Source organism: Phaeobacter italicus (genome assembly GCF_019801785.1).
GTDB lineage: Bacteria > Pseudomonadota > Alphaproteobacteria > Rhodobacterales > Rhodobacteraceae > Phaeobacter > Phaeobacter italicus.
The window spans coordinates 11,928-31,588 of record NZ_JAHVIJ010000003.1; the positions used below are offsets into that span (position 1 = coordinate 11,928).

General features: G+C 59.2%; 20 protein-coding genes. 10 read left to right on the forward strand and 10 right to left on the reverse strand.

Features of this window, described 5'->3' with window-relative positions; all coding sequences use genetic code 11:
• Nucleotides 1–134 precede the first annotated feature (134 nt).
• The 3 genes from KUV39_RS07595 to gloB form a co-directional block, all read right to left on the reverse strand.
• Nucleotides 135–1,106: a M23 family metallopeptidase gene (locus tag KUV39_RS07595; protein ID WP_222459426.1), complete on the reverse strand. Its 972-nt coding sequence runs from the start codon at nucleotides 1,104–1,106 to the stop codon at nucleotides 135–137.
• A gap of 7 nt (nucleotides 1,107–1,113) precedes the next feature.
• Nucleotides 1,114–3,435, reverse strand: coding sequence for an ATP-dependent Clp protease ATP-binding subunit ClpA (gene clpA, locus KUV39_RS07600; protein ID WP_008559113.1), 2,322 nt, complete (start codon nucleotides 3,433–3,435; stop codon nucleotides 1,114–1,116).
• Between the two features lie 182 nt (nucleotides 3,436–3,617).
• A complete protein-coding gene (gene gloB, locus KUV39_RS07605) occupies nucleotides 3,618–4,391 on the reverse strand; it encodes a hydroxyacylglutathione hydrolase (protein WP_222459427.1) in 774 nt (257 codons plus the stop codon).
• Between the two features lie 65 nt (nucleotides 4,392–4,456).
• Between gloB and KUV39_RS07610 the strand changes: the two genes are divergently transcribed.
• The 8 genes from KUV39_RS07610 to KUV39_RS07645 all read left to right on the forward strand — a co-directional run bounded on the left by KUV39_RS07610 (nucleotide 4,457) and on the right by KUV39_RS07645 (nucleotide 10,963).
• A complete protein-coding gene (locus tag KUV39_RS07610) occupies nucleotides 4,457–5,203 on the forward strand; it encodes a class I SAM-dependent methyltransferase (RefSeq protein ID WP_008560330.1) in 747 nt (248 codons plus the stop codon).
• Nucleotides 5,204–5,276: 73 nt separating this feature from the next.
• The gene (locus KUV39_RS07615; RefSeq protein WP_222459428.1) at nucleotides 5,277–5,501 is read left to right on the forward strand and encodes a hypothetical protein; all 225 of its coding nucleotides are present in this window, start codon (nucleotides 5,277–5,279) and stop codon (nucleotides 5,499–5,501) included.
• A gap of 123 nt (nucleotides 5,502–5,624) precedes the next feature.
• Nucleotides 5,625–6,185 carry a F0F1 ATP synthase subunit delta gene (locus KUV39_RS07620; RefSeq protein WP_037302115.1) on the forward strand — a complete coding sequence of 187 codons (561 nt, stop codon included), beginning with the start codon at nucleotides 5,625–5,627 and terminating at the stop codon, nucleotides 6,183–6,185.
• On the forward strand, nucleotides 6,186–7,724 hold the full coding sequence (gene atpA / locus KUV39_RS07625; protein ID WP_008559350.1) for a F0F1 ATP synthase subunit alpha: 1,539 nt from the start codon (nucleotides 6,186–6,188) through the stop codon (nucleotides 7,722–7,724). It begins immediately after the preceding gene.
• Nucleotides 7,725–7,738: 14 nt separating this feature from the next.
• On the forward strand, nucleotides 7,739–8,620 hold the full coding sequence (locus tag KUV39_RS07630) for a F0F1 ATP synthase subunit gamma (RefSeq protein WP_008562903.1): 882 nt from the start codon (nucleotides 7,739–7,741) through the stop codon (nucleotides 8,618–8,620).
• Nucleotides 8,621–8,640: 20 nt separating this feature from the next.
• Complete coding sequence (gene atpD / locus KUV39_RS07635) at nucleotides 8,641–10,065, forward strand: F0F1 ATP synthase subunit beta (protein WP_008561134.1); 1,425 nt, start codon at nucleotides 8,641–8,643, stop codon at nucleotides 10,063–10,065.
• Nucleotides 10,066–10,076: 11 nt separating this feature from the next.
• Complete coding sequence (locus KUV39_RS07640) at nucleotides 10,077–10,490, forward strand: F0F1 ATP synthase subunit epsilon (RefSeq protein ID WP_008561257.1); 414 nt, start codon at nucleotides 10,077–10,079, stop codon at nucleotides 10,488–10,490.
• Between the two features lie 122 nt (nucleotides 10,491–10,612).
• A complete protein-coding gene (locus KUV39_RS07645; RefSeq protein WP_037302720.1) occupies nucleotides 10,613–10,963 on the forward strand; it encodes an H-type lectin domain-containing protein in 351 nt (116 codons plus the stop codon).
• A 6-nt stretch (nucleotides 10,964–10,969) separates the two neighbouring features.
• Here the strand turns inward: KUV39_RS07645 and KUV39_RS07650 are convergent, their stop codons facing one another.
• Both KUV39_RS07650 and KUV39_RS07655 read right to left on the reverse strand, forming a co-directional pair.
• The gene (locus KUV39_RS07650) at nucleotides 10,970–11,350 is read right to left on the reverse strand and encodes a GFA family protein (RefSeq protein ID WP_222459429.1); all 381 of its coding nucleotides are present in this window, start codon (nucleotides 11,348–11,350) and stop codon (nucleotides 10,970–10,972) included.
• A 151-nt stretch (nucleotides 11,351–11,501) separates the two neighbouring features.
• Nucleotides 11,502–12,521 carry a ribose-phosphate pyrophosphokinase gene (locus tag KUV39_RS07655; RefSeq protein WP_008562810.1) on the reverse strand — a complete coding sequence of 340 codons (1,020 nt, stop codon included), beginning with the start codon at nucleotides 12,519–12,521 and terminating at the stop codon, nucleotides 11,502–11,504.
• A gap of 188 nt (nucleotides 12,522–12,709) precedes the next feature.
• Here KUV39_RS07655 and KUV39_RS07660 point away from each other — a divergent pair, with 188 nt between their 5' ends.
• The gene (locus tag KUV39_RS07660) at nucleotides 12,710–13,537 is read left to right on the forward strand and encodes an alpha/beta fold hydrolase (RefSeq protein WP_222459430.1); all 828 of its coding nucleotides are present in this window, start codon (nucleotides 12,710–12,712) and stop codon (nucleotides 13,535–13,537) included.
• A gap of 65 nt (nucleotides 13,538–13,602) precedes the next feature.
• Here KUV39_RS07660 and KUV39_RS07665 read toward each other — a convergent pair whose 3' ends face one another.
• From KUV39_RS07665 to KUV39_RS07685, 5 genes are all read right to left on the reverse strand, one after another.
• Entirely contained in the window at nucleotides 13,603–14,637 is a 1,035-nt protein-coding gene (locus tag KUV39_RS07665; RefSeq protein ID WP_222459431.1) for a threonine aldolase family protein, read from the reverse strand.
• Nucleotides 14,637–15,107, reverse strand: coding sequence for a YcgN family cysteine cluster protein (locus KUV39_RS07670; RefSeq protein ID WP_008560214.1), 471 nt, complete (start codon nucleotides 15,105–15,107; stop codon nucleotides 14,637–14,639). Before KUV39_RS07670 ends, KUV39_RS07665 begins: the two co-directional genes overlap by 1 nt.
• The gene (locus KUV39_RS07675) at nucleotides 15,104–16,036 is read right to left on the reverse strand and encodes a bifunctional riboflavin kinase/FAD synthetase (protein WP_222459432.1); all 933 of its coding nucleotides are present in this window, start codon (nucleotides 16,034–16,036) and stop codon (nucleotides 15,104–15,106) included. The genes KUV39_RS07670 and KUV39_RS07675 overlap by 4 nt, the downstream gene beginning before the upstream one ends.
• A gap of 63 nt (nucleotides 16,037–16,099) precedes the next feature.
• A complete protein-coding gene (locus tag KUV39_RS07680; protein WP_008559397.1) occupies nucleotides 16,100–16,543 on the reverse strand; it encodes a MaoC family dehydratase in 444 nt (147 codons plus the stop codon).
• A gap of 122 nt (nucleotides 16,544–16,665) precedes the next feature.
• Nucleotides 16,666–17,541, reverse strand: a complete 876-nt coding sequence (locus KUV39_RS07685; RefSeq protein ID WP_046211186.1) for a TIGR01459 family HAD-type hydrolase — start codon at nucleotides 17,539–17,541, stop codon at nucleotides 16,666–16,668.
• 763 nt (nucleotides 17,542–18,304) lie between these two features.
• Between KUV39_RS07685 and KUV39_RS07690 the strand changes: the two genes are divergently transcribed.
• A complete protein-coding gene (locus KUV39_RS07690) occupies nucleotides 18,305–19,582 on the forward strand; it encodes a methyl-accepting chemotaxis protein (RefSeq protein WP_419555532.1) in 1,278 nt (425 codons plus the stop codon).
• The last annotated feature ends 79 nt before the right edge of the window (nucleotides 19,583–19,661 follow it).

Genomic DNA, 19,661 nt, shown 5'->3' on the forward strand with positions numbered 1-19,661 from the left:
CATGAGACACGGGAAACCAATCAGATCATGGCAGGTTTAGCATCCCCTGAAGAGGGGCAGCGACGCCTCGGTGTCTGCCGACCGTTCAAGCAACGTACCCCCAACCATGGCCGAGGCCAAGAGGGGCTTGGGCTTTACTCTACGATCATTTGCCGGGTTTCGCGATCAATCACTTCCCCTGCGCGGCTGAGTGTAGCAGTTGCGCTGTAGGTTCCTGCCGGTAGCCCGGTGCCGCGCATGCGCTTGCCCGTCGCACGAAACAGCTGGGCCTGACCTTTCTCAAGCAGGTCGGTCTGTTCAATGATGACCCCATCTGGCCCATCGATCCGCAATGTCATGCTGTCTCCACTGCGGCTGCCAAAGGCATAGACCCAGAAAACCAGCGCCGAGGATCCGGCAGGAAGGGGGGAAAGATCTGCCTCTCCGGCTTTGATGGCGCCGAATTTGGGGATCTGGTTGGAAAAGCCGCTGCCAAGAAATCCGCCTGCCTGATACGGGATCTGCTCCCGCCACAGGGCATCTGTGCCGCCCGAAGGGGCACATTTCGCGATCATGTCAGGGGTGAAGGGATCAACCGGCCTGCCGTCCAAGCGAACCGACAGGTGGAGGTGCGGAAACTGCGTGCTCCCCGAGAGGCCCACCTGGCCCAAAGGCGTTCCACTTTTGACCTTGTCACCTGTGGCGACCTGGATAGAGCCGTTTTTCATGTGGCAATATTGGGTTTCCCAGCCGCCGGGGTGGCGCAGCAATACCCCGTTGCCGCATTCACGCCCTGCAATCGCGGGATCGTCTCGACCGAGAGAGTAGCGATCCGTCATCCCGTCGCGCGCACCAACGACGGTGCCGTCCGCTGCTGCCAGAACAGACACGCCATCAACCATATCGCTGAGGTAGGGCAGGGCGATATCCGTGCCCTTGTGACCATCGTAGGTCAGCCCGTTGCAGGTATAATCCCGCATCGACGCGCCGGGGTCATGGTCGACGTATTGTTGGATGTGGCAGGTCTCGCCGAGCGTACAGCCCAGCGGCCAGTCCAGAACAAGTTCGCTCGCCGCGACGGGCGCGGCGAGCGATGTGGCAAATGCCAAAATAGGCAGTCGGTGCATTCCGGTTTTACTCAGCAGTCAAAAGCGGAGGTTTGTCGCCCGAAATCTGTGGCTTTCCGGGGCCTTCGATCCGTAGATCAAGCTTGCCGTCCTTGATGCCGACCTTGACGAGCCCGCCCTTGGACAGCTTGCCAAACAGCAGCTCCTCGGCCAGTGGCTTCTTGATGTGCTCCTGGATCACCCGGCCGAGTGGGCGGGCGCCCATGCGATCATCATAGCCCTTGTCTGCCAGCCACTCTGCCGCCTTGCGGGTCAGCTCGATAGAGACATTGCGATCCATCAGCTGTGCCTCAAGCTGCAGCACGAATTTCTCGACGACCTGCAGGATCACCTCTTTCGGCAGTGCACCGAAGGAGATCACCGCGTCCAGGCGGTTGCGGAATTCAGGGCTGAATGTCCGCTCGATTGCTGCCGTATCCTCGCCTTCGCGACGGTCGCGGCCAAAGCCGATGGCGGCCTTTGCCTGTTCCGACGCGCCGGCGTTGGAGGTCATGATCAGCACCACGTTGCGGAAATTGACAGTCCGGCCGTTGTGATCGGTCAGCTGGCCGTTGTCCATCACCTGCAACAGGATGTTGAACACGTCCGGGTGCGCCTTTTCGATCTCGTCCAGAAGCAGCACACAGTGAGGGTGCTGGTCGACACCATCCGTGAGCAGGCCACCCTGATCAAACCCGACATAGCCGGGAGGGGCGCCAATCAGGCGGGAAACGGCGTGTTTCTCCATGTATTCCGACATATCAAAACGCAGCAGTTCAACACCCAGTGTATCCGCCAACTGCTTGGCCACCTCGGTTTTGCCGACGCCGGTCGGGCCCGCAAAGAGATAGTTGCCGATTGGTTTTTCCGGTTCGCGCAGACCGGCACGGGCCAGTTTGATCGCACTGGACAGGGCTTCGATCGCGGCGTCCTGACCAAAGACCACCCGCTTGAGCGAGCGTTCCAGATCCTTCAGCACCTCTGCGTCGTCCTTGGAGACGTTTTTGGGCGGAATGCGGGCAATCTTGGCCACAACGGCTTCGATTTCTTTCACGCCGATGGTCTTGCGCCGTTTGCTTTCCGCGACGAGATGTTGGGCTGCACCTGCCTCGTCGATGACGTCGATCGCCTTGTCCGGGAGTTTGCGGTCATTGATGTAGCGCGCCGACAGCTCCACCGCGGATTTGATCGCATCCGAGGTGAACTTGATCCCGTGATGATCCTCGAAATAGGGCTTCAGGCCTTTCAGGATCTGGATCGAGTCCTCAACAGAAGGTTCGTTCACGTCGATTTTCTGGAACCGGCGCGACAAAGCGCGATCTTTTTCAAAGTGCTGGCGGAACTCCTTGTAGGTCGTGGAGCCCATGGTCCGCAGCTTGCCCCCCTGCAGCGCAGGCTTCAAAAGGTTCGATGCATCCATCGCACCGCCAGAGGTGGCGCCCGCACCGATCACGGTGTGGATTTCGTCGATGAACAGAACCGCGTCAGGGTGCTCTTCCAGTTCGGTGACTACGGCCTTCAGTCGTTCTTCAAAGTCACCGCGATAGCGGGTGCCGGCCAGCAGCGCGCCCATGTCGAGAGAGTAGATGGTGGTATTTGCAAGCACCTCTGGCGTTTCGCCAGCGACGATCTTGCGCGCCAGCCCTTCGGCAATCGCGGTTTTGCCCACACCAGGATCGCCAACCAGCAGCGGGTTGTTCTTGCGACGGCGGCACAGCACCTGGATGCAGCGTTCCACTTCGTGGCTGCGGCCGATCAGCGGGTCAATGTCGCCTTCTCGCGATTTTGCGTTCAGATCGACGCAGTACTTCGCAAGGGCACTCTCTTTCTTGTCGCCATCTGTTGTGGCCTGCTGCTCTTCCTCGATTTCGGGAGAGCCGGACACGTGACGTGTTTCGCCAAATGCGGGATCCTTCGCCACACCATGGGCGATGAAATTCACCGCGTCATAGCGGGTCATGTCCTGATCCTGCAGGAAGTACGCGGCATCGCTTTCGCGTTCGGCAAAGATTGCCACCAGAACGTTGGCGCCGGTTACTTCGGTGCGGCCAGAGGATTGAACGTGAATTGCAGCACGCTGAATGACGCGTTGAAAGGCCGCCGTTGGCACGGCTTCGGAGCCGTCAATATCCGTCACCAGATTGGCGAGGTCTTCGTCAATGAATTCTACCAGGGTTGCACGCAGTTCTGAAAGATCGACGCTGCAGGCGCGCATGACGCGTGCGGCTTCGGGCTCGTCCAGCAGGGCAAGCAGCAGATGCTCCAGAGTTGCGAATTCGTGACGCCGTTCATTTGCCAGCGCAAGCGCGGCGTGAATGGCCTGTTCCAAAGTGCTCGAGAATGAAGGCACGGGCGTGCTCCTCTTGGTCTTGGGTTGGCTGTGAGGCTGTGGTGGAATTGCCTTGCCGTCCACAGTCCAACCATGTCCTGATAGTATTAGAGTTTGGTTGATAGCTGCCCGGCTTCAAGTTCTTTCTTGCAATTTCATGTCACATTTATCGTGACTGTGCCGTGAAAAGGCAGCGCATCAGCTCAGAAGTTGTCCTTTCTGCTGCGGATTTCGGCAAAGACTTCCGCATCTTGCGCATGGGCCATTCCCAGCGCATTTTTCACCTCTGCCAGATCCGCACGCAGAAACGGGTTGGTGTCCTTTTCTTCCTGCAATGTAGAGGGCACGGTGGGCCGACCTTCGGCGCGCGCGTTGTCGATTGCGTTTGCCCGCAGACGAAGCGCCTTGTTATCGGGCTCAATCGTGATTGCAAAGCGGGCATTTGACTGGGTGTACTCGTGGCCGGAATAGACAGTGGTTTCGCTCGGCAGGGCCTTCAGTTTCTGCAGGCTGGCCCACATCTGTTCCGGGGTGCCCTCGAACAATCTGCCGCAGCCAAGCGCCATCAGACTGTCCGCGGTAAAAAGTGCCTTTTCGCTAGGCAGGTGAAAGGCGATGTGCCCGACGGTATGGCCTGACACATCAAGGACCTCCACCTCAGCCCCAAGGCAGTCAAACCGGTCTCCCTCGCTCACGGACAGATCCAGATCCGGGAGGCGATGGGCATCGGCGCTGGCTCCAACAACCTTTGCGCCAAAGGCGGCGCGCAGCGCATCGACGCCATCGACGTGGTCCCAGTGGTGGTGTGTGAGCAGGATCAGATCAAGCCCCCAGCCGCGCTTGTCCAGTTCGGCTTTGATCGCTGCCTCCTCTGGTGCGTCGACGAGTGCCGTCTGGCCGGTGTCGTCATTGTGCAGCAAAAAGGCATAGTTGTCAGACAGGCAGGGCAGGGTGATGATCTCAAGGGGCATGGTCATTCGCTTCTCGATGGGTAAACTGACGGCGACTGGCCTCAGATTGGCCCAAGCAACGGACGCCCGCAATGCATCTTGATGTTCAGGATCTGAGGAACTTTTACTACCGTAGCACGCTGGGGCGCGCTGCCCAGGCGTCGATCCGGGGGCGTTTGCGGGATCTTTGGCCGGAGGCCACAGGGCAGACCGTCGCGGGCTTCGGCTTTGCTGCGCCGCTTCTGCGACCCTATCTCAAGGATGCGCGCCGCGTCATGGCGCTGATGCCGGGCCCGCAGGGGGTGATGCAATGGCCTGCCGGAATGGCGAATGTCTCTGTCCTGTGCGAGGAAACGGCCTGGCCTATCGAGACGGGCCATGTGGATCGGTTGGTCCTGCTGCACGGGTTGGAGACATCTGATCGTCCTTCACATCTGCTGGAGGAGTGTTGGCGCGTTCTGGGCCCCGGCGGGCGGGCGGTTTTTGTTGTGCCCAATCGTTCGGGGCTCTGGGCGCGATCGGATGATACGCCGTTTGGCTTTGGGCGGCCCTATACACTGAGCCAGGTCGAGAACCAGCTGCGGCTTCATCAGTTCACCATCGAACGCCATTTGGGCGCGCTTTACCTGCCGCCGAGTCAACGTCGGTTCTGGCTGCGGGCGGGGCCGTTGTTCGAACGCTTGGGAGATCGTTTGCCTGCGATGCTTGGGGGCGGTGTCTTTTTGGTCGAGGTGAGCAAGCAGACCCACATTCAACGTGGTGAGATGACACGCCTCAAGCCGCCAAATCCGATCCGGGTGCTGGAAGGGCTTTCAAACCCCATGCCTGAGCCGGCCTGACCCACGCCAGAATTCGAGCTTCTTAAACTTGACCTCCGGCAGCGGGTGTTTGGTCTGTGGGTGCCCTCAGGTCATGATTCCCCGCCGATTGCTCAAATCCGCGCTTTCGGCGCTCATTTTCGACGGTTTCGCGGTTTTTGGGCCTCGCAGCGCCGTTTTTCACTGTTTTGGAATCGCAAAATTGACCCCTAAAGTTGGTTTTTTTGCCGCATGTTCTGCCTGTTCCCGGCGGAATATCGCCTACACCATTGAAATCAAACAATTGTTTGATTTCGACGCGGGTTTTCAAGGCAGTTGATAGGTTGCCATCCCTCTGCTACATCCACGCTGATTTTGACGCCCCACCGAATTGTGGGGAGACCTCACGCCCCCGGACGCAACTTAGCGGTCGCCAACCGGGGCCAATATCGGAAGGGTGGACGTGTCCGAACCAGCTTCGATTTCCGCAGGCATTGCTGCGCGCTATGCCACCGCGATCTTTGAGATCGCCGAAGAAAGCAAGGCGCTTGATAGCCTTGAATCCAGCATCAACGATCTGTCCGCCGCGCTGGCGGACAGCGAGGATCTCCGCGATCTGATCACGTCACCTGTGGTGTCGCGTGACGAGCAGGAGACCGCAATCAGCGCCGTTGCTGCCAAGATGGGTGTCGCACCCGTTCTGGCAAATTCCCTGGCTCTGATGGCGCAAAAGCGTCGCCTGTTCGTGCTGCCCGCGCTGATCGAAGCGCTGCGTGCACGCCTTGCAGAGACCCGCGGTGAGATCACTGCCGATGTCACATCGGCAAAAGCGCTGACCAAAACCCAGAGCGAAAAGCTGGCCAAGACCCTGGCAGAGCGCACTGGCAAGAAGGTCGTTATCAATGCAACCGTCGATGAGAGCATCATTGGCGGTCTTGTCGTTAAAGTGGGCTCGAAGATGATCGACAACTCGATCCGCTCCAAGCTCAACTCCCTACAGAACGCAATGAAAGAGGTCGGATAAATGGGTATCCAAGCAGCAGAGATTTCTGCGATCCTGAAAGACCAGATCAAGAATTTTGGTCAAGAAGCCGAGGTGGCAGAAATTGGCCGCGTGCTGTCCGTTGGTGACGGTATTGCCCGCGTCTATGGCCTCGACAACGTTCAGGCCGGTGAAATGGTTGAGTTCCCCGGCGGCATCATGGGTATGGCGCTGAACCTGGAAGCCGACAACGTTGGTGTTGTTATCTTCGGTTCCGACCGCGACATTAAAGAAGGTGACACTGTAAAGCGCACCAACTCGATCGTGGACGTTCCCGCTGGCCCCGAGCTGCTGGGTCGCGTTGTGGACGGTCTTGGCAACCCGCTGGACGGCAAAGGCCCGATCAACGCTGCCGAGCGTAAAGTGGCAGACGTCAAAGCGCCGGGCATCATCCCGCGTAAATCGGTTCACGAGCCGATGGCAACCGGCCTGAAGTCCGTTGACGCGATGATCCCGATCGGCCGTGGCCAGCGAGAGCTGATCATTGGCGACCGTCAGACCGGTAAAACAGCCGTTGCTCTGGACGCGATCCTGAACCAGAAAGTCTACAACGACGCAGCTGGCGACGACGACTCCAAGAAACTGTACTGCGTTTACGTTGCTGTTGGTCAGAAACGTTCGACCGTGGCACAGCTGGTGAAGAAGCTGGAAGAAACCGGCGCGATGGAATACTCCATCGTTGTTGCAGCAACCGCATCCGAGCCTGCACCGCTGCAGTTCCTGGCACCTTATGCCGCGACCGCAATGGCCGAGTACTTCCGCGACAGCGGCAAACACGCCCTGATCATCTATGATGACCTGTCCAAGCAGGCTGTTGCTTATCGTCAGATGTCCCTGCTGCTGCGTCGTCCGCCGGGCCGCGAAGCGTATCCTGGTGACGTTTTCTACCTGCACTCCCGTCTGCTGGAGCGTTCCGCGAAACTGAACGAAGAGTTCGGCGCGGGCTCCCTGACTGCTCTGCCGGTTATCGAAACCCAGGGCGGCGACGTTTCCGCGTTTATTCCGACCAACGTGATCTCGATCACCGACGGCCAGATCTTCCTGGAAACCGAACTGTTCTACCAGGGTATCCGTCCTGCTGTGAACACCGGTCTGTCGGTTTCGCGTGTGGGCTCCTCGGCTCAGACCAACGCAATGAAATCCGTTGCTGGTCCGGTTAAGCTGGAACTCGCTCAGTACCGCGAAATGGCTGCCTTTGCTCAGTTCGGCTCCGACCTTGATGCCGCAACCCAGCAGCTGCTGAACCGTGGTGCACGTCTGACCGAGCTGATGAAACAGCCGCAGTACGCACCGCTGACCAACGCTGAAATCGTCTGCGTGATCTTTGCGGGCACCAACGGCTACCTCGACAAAGTCGACGTTAAGGACGTTGGCCGCTACGAAGCTGGCCTGCTGGCGCACCTGCGTGGCAAGCACCAGGACCTGCTGGATTGGATCACCAACGAAGATCCGAAGATCAAAGGCGATGCCGCCGACAAGATCAAAGCAGCTCTGGACGCGTTCGCCGCTGACTTCGCTTAAGGGGGGACGAGGCGATGCCGAGTCTTAAGGACCTTAAAATCAGGATCGAGTCGGTCAAATCGACCCGCAAGATCACCAAAGCCATGCAGATGGTGGCCGCGGCGAAACTTCGCCGCGCCCAGGAAGCTGCCGAAGATGCGCGTCCCTACGCCGAGCGGTTCAATGCCGTGATGGCCGGTCTCGCCGCTTCTGTCGGTGGCAGCGATTCTGCACCCAAACTGCTTGCCGGCACCGGTAACGACCAGGTTCACCTCCTGGTCGTGATGACTGCCGAACGCGGGCTCTGCGGGGGCTTCAACTCCAACATCGCCAAGCTGGCCCGGGTGAAAGCCCAGGAGCTGGTCGCGGCAGGCAAGACCGTCAAGATCCTGACAGTCGGCAAAAAAGGCCGGGACGCGCTGAAGCGTGACCTGGGCGATCATTTTGTCGGTCACGTGGATCTGAGCGAAGTCAAGCGCGTGGGCTATGCCAACGCACAAGACATCGCCAAGGACGTGCTGGCCCGCTTCGACGGTGGGGAATTCGACGTTGCGACGATCTTCTACGCGAAGTTCGTGAACGTCGTGACCCAGGTTCCGACCGCCCAGCAGGTGATCCCGGCGTCCTTTGAGGCCGCGGAAGACGGTGCTGCATCTGGTACTGCTGACTACGACTACGAGCCCGGTGAAGAGGCCATCTTGGCTGACTTGCTGCCGCGTGGCGTTGCAACGCAGATCTTTGCAGCTCTGCTGGAGAATGGGGCTTCCGAACAGGGTGCCCGGATGAGCGCGATGGACAATGCGACCCGCAACGCGGGCGACATGATCGACAAGCTGACCATCGAGTTCAACCGCTCGCGTCAGGCCGTGATCACCAACGAGCTGATTGAAATTATTTCGGGCGCCGAGGCGCTCTAAGAGACAACCGGAGACGAAACATGGCACAAGCAAAAGGCAAGGTGACCCAGATCATCGGCGCCGTTGTGGACGTTCAATTCGACGACCACCTGCCCGCAATTCTGAACGCGCTGACCACCGACAACAACGGCAAGCAGCTGGTTCTGGAAGTTGCACAGCACCTGGGCGAAAACACCGTCCGTACCATCGCGATGGACGCGACCGAAGGTCTGGTTCGCGGTCAAGCCGTAGCCGACACCGGCGCGCCGATCTCGATCCCCGTCGGCAACGCGACCCTGGGCCGCATCCTGAACGTCGTGGGCGAGCCCGTTGACGAACAGGGCCCCGTCGTGGCCGCGGAAACCCGCGCAATCCACCAGCCTGCTCCGGAATTCAGCGACCAGTCGACTGAATCCGAAGTTCTGGTAACCGGCATCAAAGTTATCGACCTGCTGGCCCCCTACGCGAAGGGTGGTAAGATTGGTCTGTTCGGCGGTGCGGGCGTTGGTAAAACCGTTCTCATCATGGAACTCATCAACAACATCGCAAAAGTGCACTCGGGCTTCTCCGTGTTCGCTGGTGTTGGTGAACGGACCCGTGAAGGTAACGACCTCTACCACGAGATGATCGAATCCAACGTTATCAAGCCCGATAACCTGGAAGAATCGCAGGTTGCTCTGGTTTATGGCCAGATGAACGAGCCTCCGGGTGCGCGTGCACGCGTTGCTCTGACCGGTCTGACCCTCGCGGAGCAGTTCCGTGACCAGTCCGGTACCGACGTTCTGTTCTTCGTCGACAACATCTTCCGCTTCACTCAGGCGGGTTCCGAGGTGTCCGCTCTGCTCGGTCGTATTCCTTCGGCGGTGGGCTACCAGCCGACCCTGGCGACCGACATGGGTGCGATGCAGGAACGTATTACCTCCACCAAGAACGGCTCGATCACCTCGATCCAGGCTGTTTACGTTCCCGCGGACGACCTTACCGACCCCGCACCGGCAACCACCTTTGCTCACCTCGATGCGACCACCGTTCTGAACCGTGCGATCTCCGAGCTGGGCATCTACCCGGCGGTTGACCCGCTGGACTCCACTTCCCGCCTGATGGACCCGTCCATCGTGGGTGAGGAGCACTACAAGGTGGCATCCGACGTTCAGCAGATCCTTCAGCGCTACAAGTCGCTGCAAGACATCATCGCGATCCTCGGCATGGACGAACTGTCCGAAGAGGATAAGCTGACCGTGAGCCGCGCGCGTAAGATCCAGCGCTTCCTGTCCCAGCCGTTCGACGTTGCAAAGGTCTTCACCGGCGCAGACGGCAAACAGGTTCCGCTGGAAGACACCATCGCGTCGTTCAAAGCTGTTGTGGCTGGCGAATACGACCACCTGCCCGAAGGCGCCTTCTACATGGTTGGCGGCATCGATGAGGTGATCGCAAAAGCCGAGAAAATGGCTGCTGACGCGGCCTAAGGAGGGCCCTGATGGCTGATACGATGCAATTCGACCTCGTTAGCCCGGAGCGCCGCTTGGCGTCGCTCCCGGTGACGGCGGTAATGATCCCCGGCGCGGAAGGCGACATGACGGCAATGGCCAACCATGCGCCGACCATCACCACGCTGCGCCCGGGTGTCCTGCGGGTCGAGAGCCCCGAAGGCACATCCGAGTATCTGGTGACTGGTGGGTTTGCTGAAATCGGCGCTGACGGTCTGTCTGTCCTTGCTGAGAAGGCAATCCCGATGGATCAGATGACACGTGCTCATCTGGACGAGCTGATCGAGGAAGCCCGCACGACCTACAAAACCGTGCAGGAAACCGATCAACCGCATGGCCTGGTGGAAGATGCCGCCAAGCTGCTCGCTGATATGGAAGCCCTTGGCACCCATATGAGCCTCTGATCCAGACGGTCTCTACTGCTTTTGAAACCGGCCCCTTGCGGGCCGGTTTTGTTTTTTGGCATCCTGTGGTTGATCGGGGTCAGACCCGGACCAGAAAAGGGCGGCCATCGGTCGTAAAGCGCATGCAGCGGATAGACAGCCCTCGGATCGGGGTGGATCAGGGCGACATTGAGATTTTCTCCGAGTTCGAAGAGGGCGGCGCCATGTGGGCCGGTGATGGCCCGCGTGAGCGTCGGCGTCATGTCCGCTTTGGCGAAAGCTTCAGCGCGCCACCTGTTGTGCATATCTCGACCTCTCTCGTCGACATGGCGGCTGGCACGGCGTTTCGCAGCGAGCTGGTGGCCGAAGACATCACGGTCGATGGTTTCGACATTGTCTTCCGGACCTGGAACGACACCCGTGTCGCCCGCATCCGTGCGGCGTGGATGGCGATTGGCAATCTCCCCTTCGGAGATGACTGGGATGTGTCCTAAGGTGTCCTAAGGGTCCTGACGGTTCTTTGGGTAGCGGGTGGTCCCGGAGAAGGGTGGCAACCAGTCTTCCCGGCTCCTGCACCACAGCTCATAATCCGGCCTGAGCCCGTCGGAGCTGGCCATTGAGCCCAGATGGATTTCAATCTCTTCCCCGGTTTCGGCAAAGACGGAAGACCCACAGTTGGGGCAGAAATGGCGCCCGTTGTAATGGCTGGACGCACCGCTCACGCGCACGGCTGATGCAGGAAAGATCGCGGCGGCATAAAACAGCGCCCCGTGATGGCGCCGACAGTCCTTGCAGTGACATATTCCCACCCGAAGCGGGCTGCCCTCTGCGCGGAGGCGAATGGCTCCGCACAGGCAGGCTGCGTCGTAATGCTCTGCCATCTCTGACTCCTTCGGCTGCTGGTGCTTAACCTAGGGGAGTGCGCGCGCGTCTGTCCATCGCAGGACGAGATCGCAAAGAAAAACCCCCGCGACTTGCGCGAGGGTTTGAAAGGCAATCGGTACGCATCGATGTCTTGCGTATCGCGAACGCTCAACCGCCGTGGGTGAGCGACTCGTAGATCGGCAACAGGGTCTTGTCTTCAAACAGCGAGGACACAGATGTGCCGTGCCAAATGTTCAGGATCGCCTGCGTGAACAGGGGGGCCGTTGGCAGAATGCGGATATTCGGCGCGGCAAGAACGGCTTCGGTCGGCTGAATGGTATCGGTGAGAACCAGCGATTTCATGACCGAGTTGGTGACACGCTCAACCGCAGGGCCGCTCATGACGCCGTGTGTGATATAGGCGTGGACTTCACGTGCGCCATTATCCAACAGAACCTGTGCCGCCTTGCAAAGCGTGCCGGCGGTGTCGCACATGTCGTCAACGATAAGGCAGATCTTGTCGGTCACGTCACCAATCACGGTCATCTCGGCAACTTCACCGGGCTTCTCGCGGCGCTTGTCCACGATGGAGAGAGGCGCATTGATGCGTTTTGCCAATTCGCGAGCACGGGCAACGCCGCCGACGTCCGGCGAGACCACCATGATATCGCTGAGGCTGTCCTTGAATTGGTTTTTCACATCCAGCGCAAAGATCGGCGAGGCGTAGAGGTTGTCGACGGGAATGTCGAAGAACCCCTGGATCTGAGCGGCGTGCAGATCCATGGTCAGGATCCGCTCAATGCCGGCGCCGGTCAGCATGTTGGCGACCAGCTTTGCCGAAATCGGTGTCCGTGCCTTTGTGCGGCGGTCCTGGCGGGCGTAGCCGAAGTAGGGGATCACAGCGGTGATACGTTGGGCCGAGGAGCGACGCAGGGCATCGGCGATGATCAGCAGCTCCATCAGGTTGTCATTGGCCGGGTTCGAAGTCGGCTGAATGATGAACATGTCCTCGCCGCGGACGTTTTCATAGACTTCTACGAAAATCTCGCCGTCGTTGAAGCGTTCGACGCGGGCATCTACCAGCCCTTGATCGACGCCCCGGTGCATGGACATGCGGCGCGTAATGGATTGGGCGAGCGGAAGGTTGGCGTTCCCAGCGATCAGCTTGGGTTCGTTCAAGGTCGGCATTGGCTGTTATCCCCAGGCAGCAATGGCAGTGTGACAGATTCGTGATGGTGGCCTCCGCTTAACATGCACGTAACGTCGCGCATAGAATTAAAGCGGAAGATCTGCCCTGCTGTTGCGTTCACAAAACGACAAATTACAAGTGCTTGCATATCTGATGCAGGCATTTGGCAATCGAGAGGTCTTTCCTGGTGAATGAAATCATTGGCAATCTACCCCAGGGGGTTTTTGCCCGCAGCTTCGGCTCAGGGGCGCGTCCGGTGCTTGCGGTTCATTGTTCGCTTGCGCATTCCGGTGCTTGGCGGGCGCTTGGCGCAGAACTGGAGAGTGAGGCGACATTGCATGGCTTTGATCTCTTGTCTCACGGGCGCAGCCCCGACTGGGATGGCGAGGGTATCCTGCAGTTGCGCAACCGGGACGCGGGCTTGGCATTGATTGACGCGATGGGCCTTGCAGACCGCGGACCGATCGACCTTGTCGGGCATTCATTCGGCGCGACTGTCGCGCTCGCAATGGCACAGGCGCGCCCTGAGTTGGTACGCAGCCTCACCATGATCGAGCCGGTATTGTTCGCCTCTGCTGGCATGGACGACCCGGCGGCGCTAGAGGCGATGCGCGAGGCTCATCTTGAAGTGCGCTCGACCTTTGCCGCTGGGGATTTGGAGCAGGCAACACGTCTGTTCAACCGCGCCTGGGGAACGGGCCATCCGAAATGGGCTGATCTTCCTGAACAGAGCCGGGCGGCCATGATGCGCAGTTTTCCGGGCGTCATGGCGTGCGACAGTCAGGTCTATGATGACGAAGCCGGTCTGGTGGCCGAAGGCCAGTTGGAGAAACTCCAGATGCCGGTAATGGTGATTGACGGGAGCGAGACGCAGCCAATCATGCATGTCGTGAGCAAAGCGCTTAGCTCACGGATTGGCGATGTGACCTTCCACAGGATTGCGGGGGCAGAGCATATGGTGCCGATTACCCATGCACCGGACGTTGCGGACCTGCTGCGCGCATTCTGGAACTGATCCGAAAAGAAAAAGCGACGCGGCCGGGCTGCGTCGCTTTTGCGTCTGAACAGTGATCTGAAGGCTCAGAGAAGGTTGAGAAAACCCTCGATCTGATCGTCACCAATCGACCAGTCACAAACAAACCGCGCGGTGACAGTTTCATCCGCAGGGCCGTCAAGATCACCATCCCAAAGGTGATAGACGGCGCCCGCATCAAACAGTTTCTGATGGGTCGCGCGGGGAAGGGCGGCAAAGATCATGTTGGCCTGGGGGTCATGACTGAAGTCAGCCCCCGCCGCGCGCAGCCCCTCGGCGAGACGGGCCGCTTTCGTGTTGGCGGTGCGAGCGTTCCTCAGCCAGAGATCATCCGTCAGATAGGCCAGCATCTGCGCCGACAGGTAGCGATGTTTAGAGAACAAATGCGCGCCACGCTTGCGGCGGTATTCAAATTCCTGCGCTTTGCTCGGATCAAAGAAGATCACGGCCTCTACACCCATGCAGCCGTTTTTGGTGCCGCCAAAAGACACGGCATCCACGCCTGCTTTCCAAGTCATCTCTGCCGGTGTGCAGCCAAGGGAAACCAAGGCATTTGCAAAGCGTGCACCATCAAGATGAACTGGCAAACCATAGGATTTTGCGACGTCACACAGCGCGCGCAGCTCTTCCTGAGAATAGACCGTACCGAATTCAGTGACCTGAGTGATCGACACCGGCCCTCGCTGGGGGCCGTGAACGCCACGGGTCTCTTCCCCTTCGATCGCCGCGCGCAGCGACGCAGGTGTCATCTTGTCTTCCTTGGTGACCAGCGTGAGCTTGGCGCCCCCGGCATAGAATTCCGGTGCATTGCACTCATCCATGTTGATGTGCGCAGGGCCGGTGCAAAAGATGGTCTGCCAGGGCTGGGTCAGGGTCGACAGGGCAAGCACATTGGCCGCCGTTCCGGTTGCAACGAGATAGACTGCGGCCTCGGGCGCCTCAAAGATATCACGGATACGAGCGGTGACCTGGGCCATTTCATCATCGGCGCCATAGCCCATCGCGTAGCCACTGTTGGCAGCGCCGAGGGCGGCCAGGATTTCGGGGCTGGCTGGGCCGGAGTTGTCTGAGGCAAAATGCATTAAATCGGCTCCTCGATAATGTGGTCTTCCCAGTCTTCTTCCGGGGTTTCAAATTCGGACACTGTCCAGCCGCGCACCGAGACGCCAGCATCATGAACCGTTTCAGGATTGCCTGTCAGCAGGGGGTGCCATTGTGGCAATGGCTTGCCTTCCCACAGCAGGCGATACGCGCAGGTCTGCGGCATCCAATAGGCGTGGGTGTCGAGATTGTCTGGTTTCAGGACGATGCATTCAGGCACGAATTGATGCCGGATCTCATAGTGAACACAGCGGCAGGTCGCATCGTCCAGCAGCCGACAGGCCACACGCGTCAGCGCGACTTCGCCTGTGTCTTCATCTTCCAGTTTGTTCAGGCAGCATTTGCCGCAGCCATCACAGAGCGCTTCCCACTCTTTGTCATTCAGCTGGCTGAGCGGTTTCTTTTCCCAGAACCGCTTGGCGAGCCCCTTGCGATCAATGCCCTCGCTCATAGCGCGCTCAGGATATTGCGGGCCTTCACGCAGTCGGCCTCCATCTGGGCGAGCAACCCATCGAGCCCGTCAAACGTCATTTCCGGGCGCAGGTAATCGACCAGTCCGACAGAGAGTGTCGCCCCGTAAAGGTTGCCGGTGAAGTCAAAGAGAAAGGTCTCGATATTCGGGTGGCTGCCATCAAACATGGGCCGCACTCCGACGGAGGCTGCGCCGTGATAACTGCCCTTGTTGGGGCCATCCAGAACATCAACAAGCACGGCATAGACGCCAAAGGCAGGCTGGTGCAGGCCATCGATGGACATGTTTGCCGTCGGATAGCCCAATTCGCGGCCGCGTTGCTCTCCTCCGATCACTTCGCCTTCGATGCGATGCCAATGGCCGAGCATATTCGCCGCATCGCGCGGGCGGCCGTCGCTCAGGGCTCGGCGGATCGCGGTAGAAGAGACCGTGTCCTCGGAATATTCCATCAACGGCGCAATGGTCACGCCAAACCCCATCTCGGCACCAAAACGCTGCAGGTCTTCTGCGGTCCCTGCACGGCCCTTGCCAAAGCAAAAATCCGATCCCACCACCACATGGCGCAGGCCCAGGCCGTCAGCGATGACTTTGCGGGCAAAGCCCTCTGGCGAAAGGCCGGACAGCGCGGCATTGAAGTTCAATTGATACAGTCGCTCCACGCCCAGCTTTTCCAGCCGAGAGGCGCGGGCCTCCGCGGACATCAGTCGAAATGCCGGGGCGTCGGGGGCAAAGAACTCACGCGGGTGGGGTTCAAATGTCATCACGCCCAGCGGGGCATCTGGCACCGCGTTGCGGGCAAGGTCGATCACGGATTGATGGCCGCGGTGGACACCATCAAAGTTGCCGATGGCGGCAGAAGCACCACGGTCCTGCGGGTCGACGAACTGGAAGTCACGGATAATGCGCATGGGCCTTGCCTAGCGGCGCGAGCACCCTGTTGCAAGGGCCATGCTTGGTTGCGGCCAGGTGACCTAGTCGAACTTGCGCGACGGCGCCATGACCATGGCCTCGCCGACAAGAACCTTTTTGCCCTCGACCATGCAGCGGCAGTCCAGCTTTACCCGGCGTTTGTCGATTTCGATGCCTGTGACCTCTACCTCGGCCAGAACCAGATCACCTGGCCGCACCGGTGCGAGAAACTTCAGCGACTGGCTCATGTAGATCGTGCCGTGGCCGGGCAGCTGCTCCCCGATCACCGCCGAGATCAGACCCGCAGTCAGCATGCCGTGGGCGATGCGGCCCTGAAACATGGTGTCCTGTGCATAGGATTCGTCCAGGTGAACGGGGTTGTGGTCGGTGGATACCTCCGCGAACATCTCAATGTCCTTGTCGGTGATCTCTTTGCGCAGATACCGCACCATCCCCATCTCGATATCTTCGATGCAGATTGTGCCGCGTGGAAAGTTGTCCAACATGTGCTTCTCCCGATTGTAGGTCTCCGGGAGAAGCGGGATCATGCCGCAACAAAATCACCCCAGATAATCCATTGGGGTAATTTTATTACTTCGCAGCTGCAGAAAATCAAGTGTTTTCTGCGTTAGCGCAATTTGCCGATCGAATAGGTCGGTGCAGATTTTTCTTTTTCCAGATAAGCGCTTAGCGCGTCTGCATCTGGTTGGTGGTCGGTTTTGGTTTCTTTGGCCGCAAGTCCACCTGTGATGAAGAGTGAGTCCAGACCCTCTCCCATCGCTCCGGCGATGTCGGTGTGGGGGCCGTCTCCGATCGCCATGATCTCGCTGTCGGCAATCTCCTGGCCCAGTTCCGCGAGGCGCCGGCGTGCCAAGTCGTAGATCGGCGGATGCGGTTTTCCAAAGTAGAGGCTTTCTCCGCCCATTTCGGTGTAAAGCTTGGCCAGGGCCCCTGCACACCATTCCCGCACCTCGCCACGATCAACCACGATGTCCGGGTTCGCGCACAGGAGTTTCATGCCCATCTGTTTGGCATACAGAAAATCAGCACGATTGACGTCTGGATCGGCCATCGTGTCAAAGGGGCCGCAGCAGACGATGCCTTCGGCGTCCTTCAGCGGCACGCGGGTGATTTCCACAGGGTTTTCGATCACTTTCATGGGTTCAAAGAAACCAGCGTCACGCTCCCACTCTCCCATGAAATAAACCTTCTCGCCCACTGCACCGCTCAACATCGCCGCGCGCGCAGAGTCGCCTGAGGTCGCAATGGTGTCATAGGCATCGGCCGGAACGCCAAATTCACCCAATTGTGCCGCAACGCCGGCGCGGGGCTTGGGGGAGTTGGTGACCAGTACGACGATGCCGCCATTGGCGCGATAGCTCTGCAGGGCAGCGACCGCCTCGGGGTAGGCTGTGATGCCGTTGTGAACACAGCCCCAAAGATCAACGAACAGGGCTTTGTATTGATGAGAGACCTCGGCAAGGGAGGAAATGATCTGTGTCATGAGCCAGGCTTTCGCGTTGCGGATTGTTTGGCTCAGCTATGGCAGAGTGGGGTGGATTTGACCAGCAATCGCGGGGTTTTCGGAATTTTAACTCTTCGGGTGCAGAGTCGCCATATCTCAACCTTGGGGTGTGTATGTTATGTTTCGATCAATTTCGATCCGTGCCCGTTTTGTATTGTCGGGCGTTGTTTCAGTTGCGGCCATCCTGATCCTTGCCGCAATCGCAGTTTACAGTCTCTGGCAAAGCGAGCAGGAGTTGGAACGCCAGATACGGGTGACTGATGCCGTCCGTAAGGAGCTCTCTGTGTCTCTCCTTGCAGAACGCCTGCATGGCGGTGTCGCGCTATTGGTGGCCAGTGGCGGTGACATGATTGCCGTTCAACGGCAGGAGGTTCGCAATTCAGTTGACCAGGCGGGTCGGCAGCTAACACAAGCGCTGACTGATTTGCGGGCCGCTGAATTGCCTGCGCAGGCGGAGGGCCAATTGGCGGGCCTCGTCTCCCTCGTGGATAAGTTGGTTGCAGAAGCAAACGCCATTGCGGCTCTTGCCATCAATGATCCGGCCGCTGCGGAGGCAAGAATGGGTGCATTTGAGGCTGAGTATACAGCATTCAAGGAGCGCTATTTGCCAATTGGCAAGGATATCGAGGCGAATGCGGAGATAACGGCAAAGTCGGCCCGCGCCCATGACATGGTGCTGCTTTACATTCTGCTTGGTGTGTCTGGGGTTCTGGTCGTGACTTCGATCTACAACGCCCGGAAAATGATCCTCAATATTGTCAGGCCGGTCGCCCGCATGCGTGCCGCGCTGCATGAGGTTGCTGAAGGCGATCTCGGCTTGAAGGTCGCAGATCGGATGCGTTCAGATGAATTTGGCCTGATCGCCCGCGACGTGGATCGTGTTTCTGGCCGTGTCATGGAAGAACTGGAGCGCCAGAGCGCCCTGCGCGCCGAAAACGAACGGGTGATTGGCCGACTGAAGAGGGGATTGCGCCGCCTCGCAGAGGGGGATTTCAGTCATCGCATCGATGAACAGTTCGAAGGCGACTATGATCAGCTTCGGCAGAATTACAACGAAACCGTAGATCAGTTGAATGCGGTTCTGGCGCGGGTCGTGCAGGCAGCTGCGGCCATTGACGCGCAGTCTGGCGATATTCGCTCCGCCTCCGACGATATGTCGGGCCGCACTGAAAGCCAGGCGGCAACGCTTGAACAGACTGCCGCCGCCCTGGAGGAGATGACAGCGAGCGTGCGCACATCTGCCGGAAATGCGGAAAAGGTCGAAGAGGCCGTTGGCACCGCCCGCAAAGATGTTGAGCACAGCGGTCAGGTGGTCGAGGGAGCCATGGAGGCAATGACCGAGATAGAACGGTCCTCTGGTCAGATTTCCCAAATCATCGGGGTGATCGATGATATCGCCTTTCAAACCAATCTTTTGGCGCTGAATGCGGGTGTTGAAGCTGCCCGTGCGGGTGAGGTGGGGCGCGGGTTCGCGGTGGTGGCCTCTGAAGTGCGGGCCTTGGCTCAGCGGTCCTCGGATGCTGCCAACGAGATCAAGCAACTGATCAGCTCAAGTGTGAAAACCGTTGAGGAAGGCGTTGAAAAGGTTGGCAGCGTGGGAACCGCACTTACGCAGGTGGTCGAACAGGTCAACAGCATTGCAGAGCTGATTTCCGGCATCTCCAGCGAAGCAGCAGATCAGGCACAGGGATTGAACGAGATCAATGTCGGCGTGGCACAGCTAGATACCGTGACCCAGCAAAATGCCGCGATGGTCGAGGAGGCAAGCGGCGCCATCCGTAAAATGAATGGTGAAACTCGGGCTCTCAATCAGATTGTCGGCCAATTCGTCTTGCTTGATGCGCCCGCATCAATTGAGCCTGCGTCTCGTTCTGGGGGACCTATTGCAACTGCGTCGCTGGCTCAGCCCTCTGCATCGGACCTGCCTGACCCGTTGGAAGAGCCGCGCTGGGAAGACTTCAATGAAGAGGGGGTCAGCTGGCCATTCGATGACCAACTGCAAGCGACAGGTGTCGCATGAGCGTGATGGGGAAAAGGTCGGGCCGACATGGATGAACTGCGTCGGTTTGAACTGCCACGGGAACGGGGGGCCGGTGGCT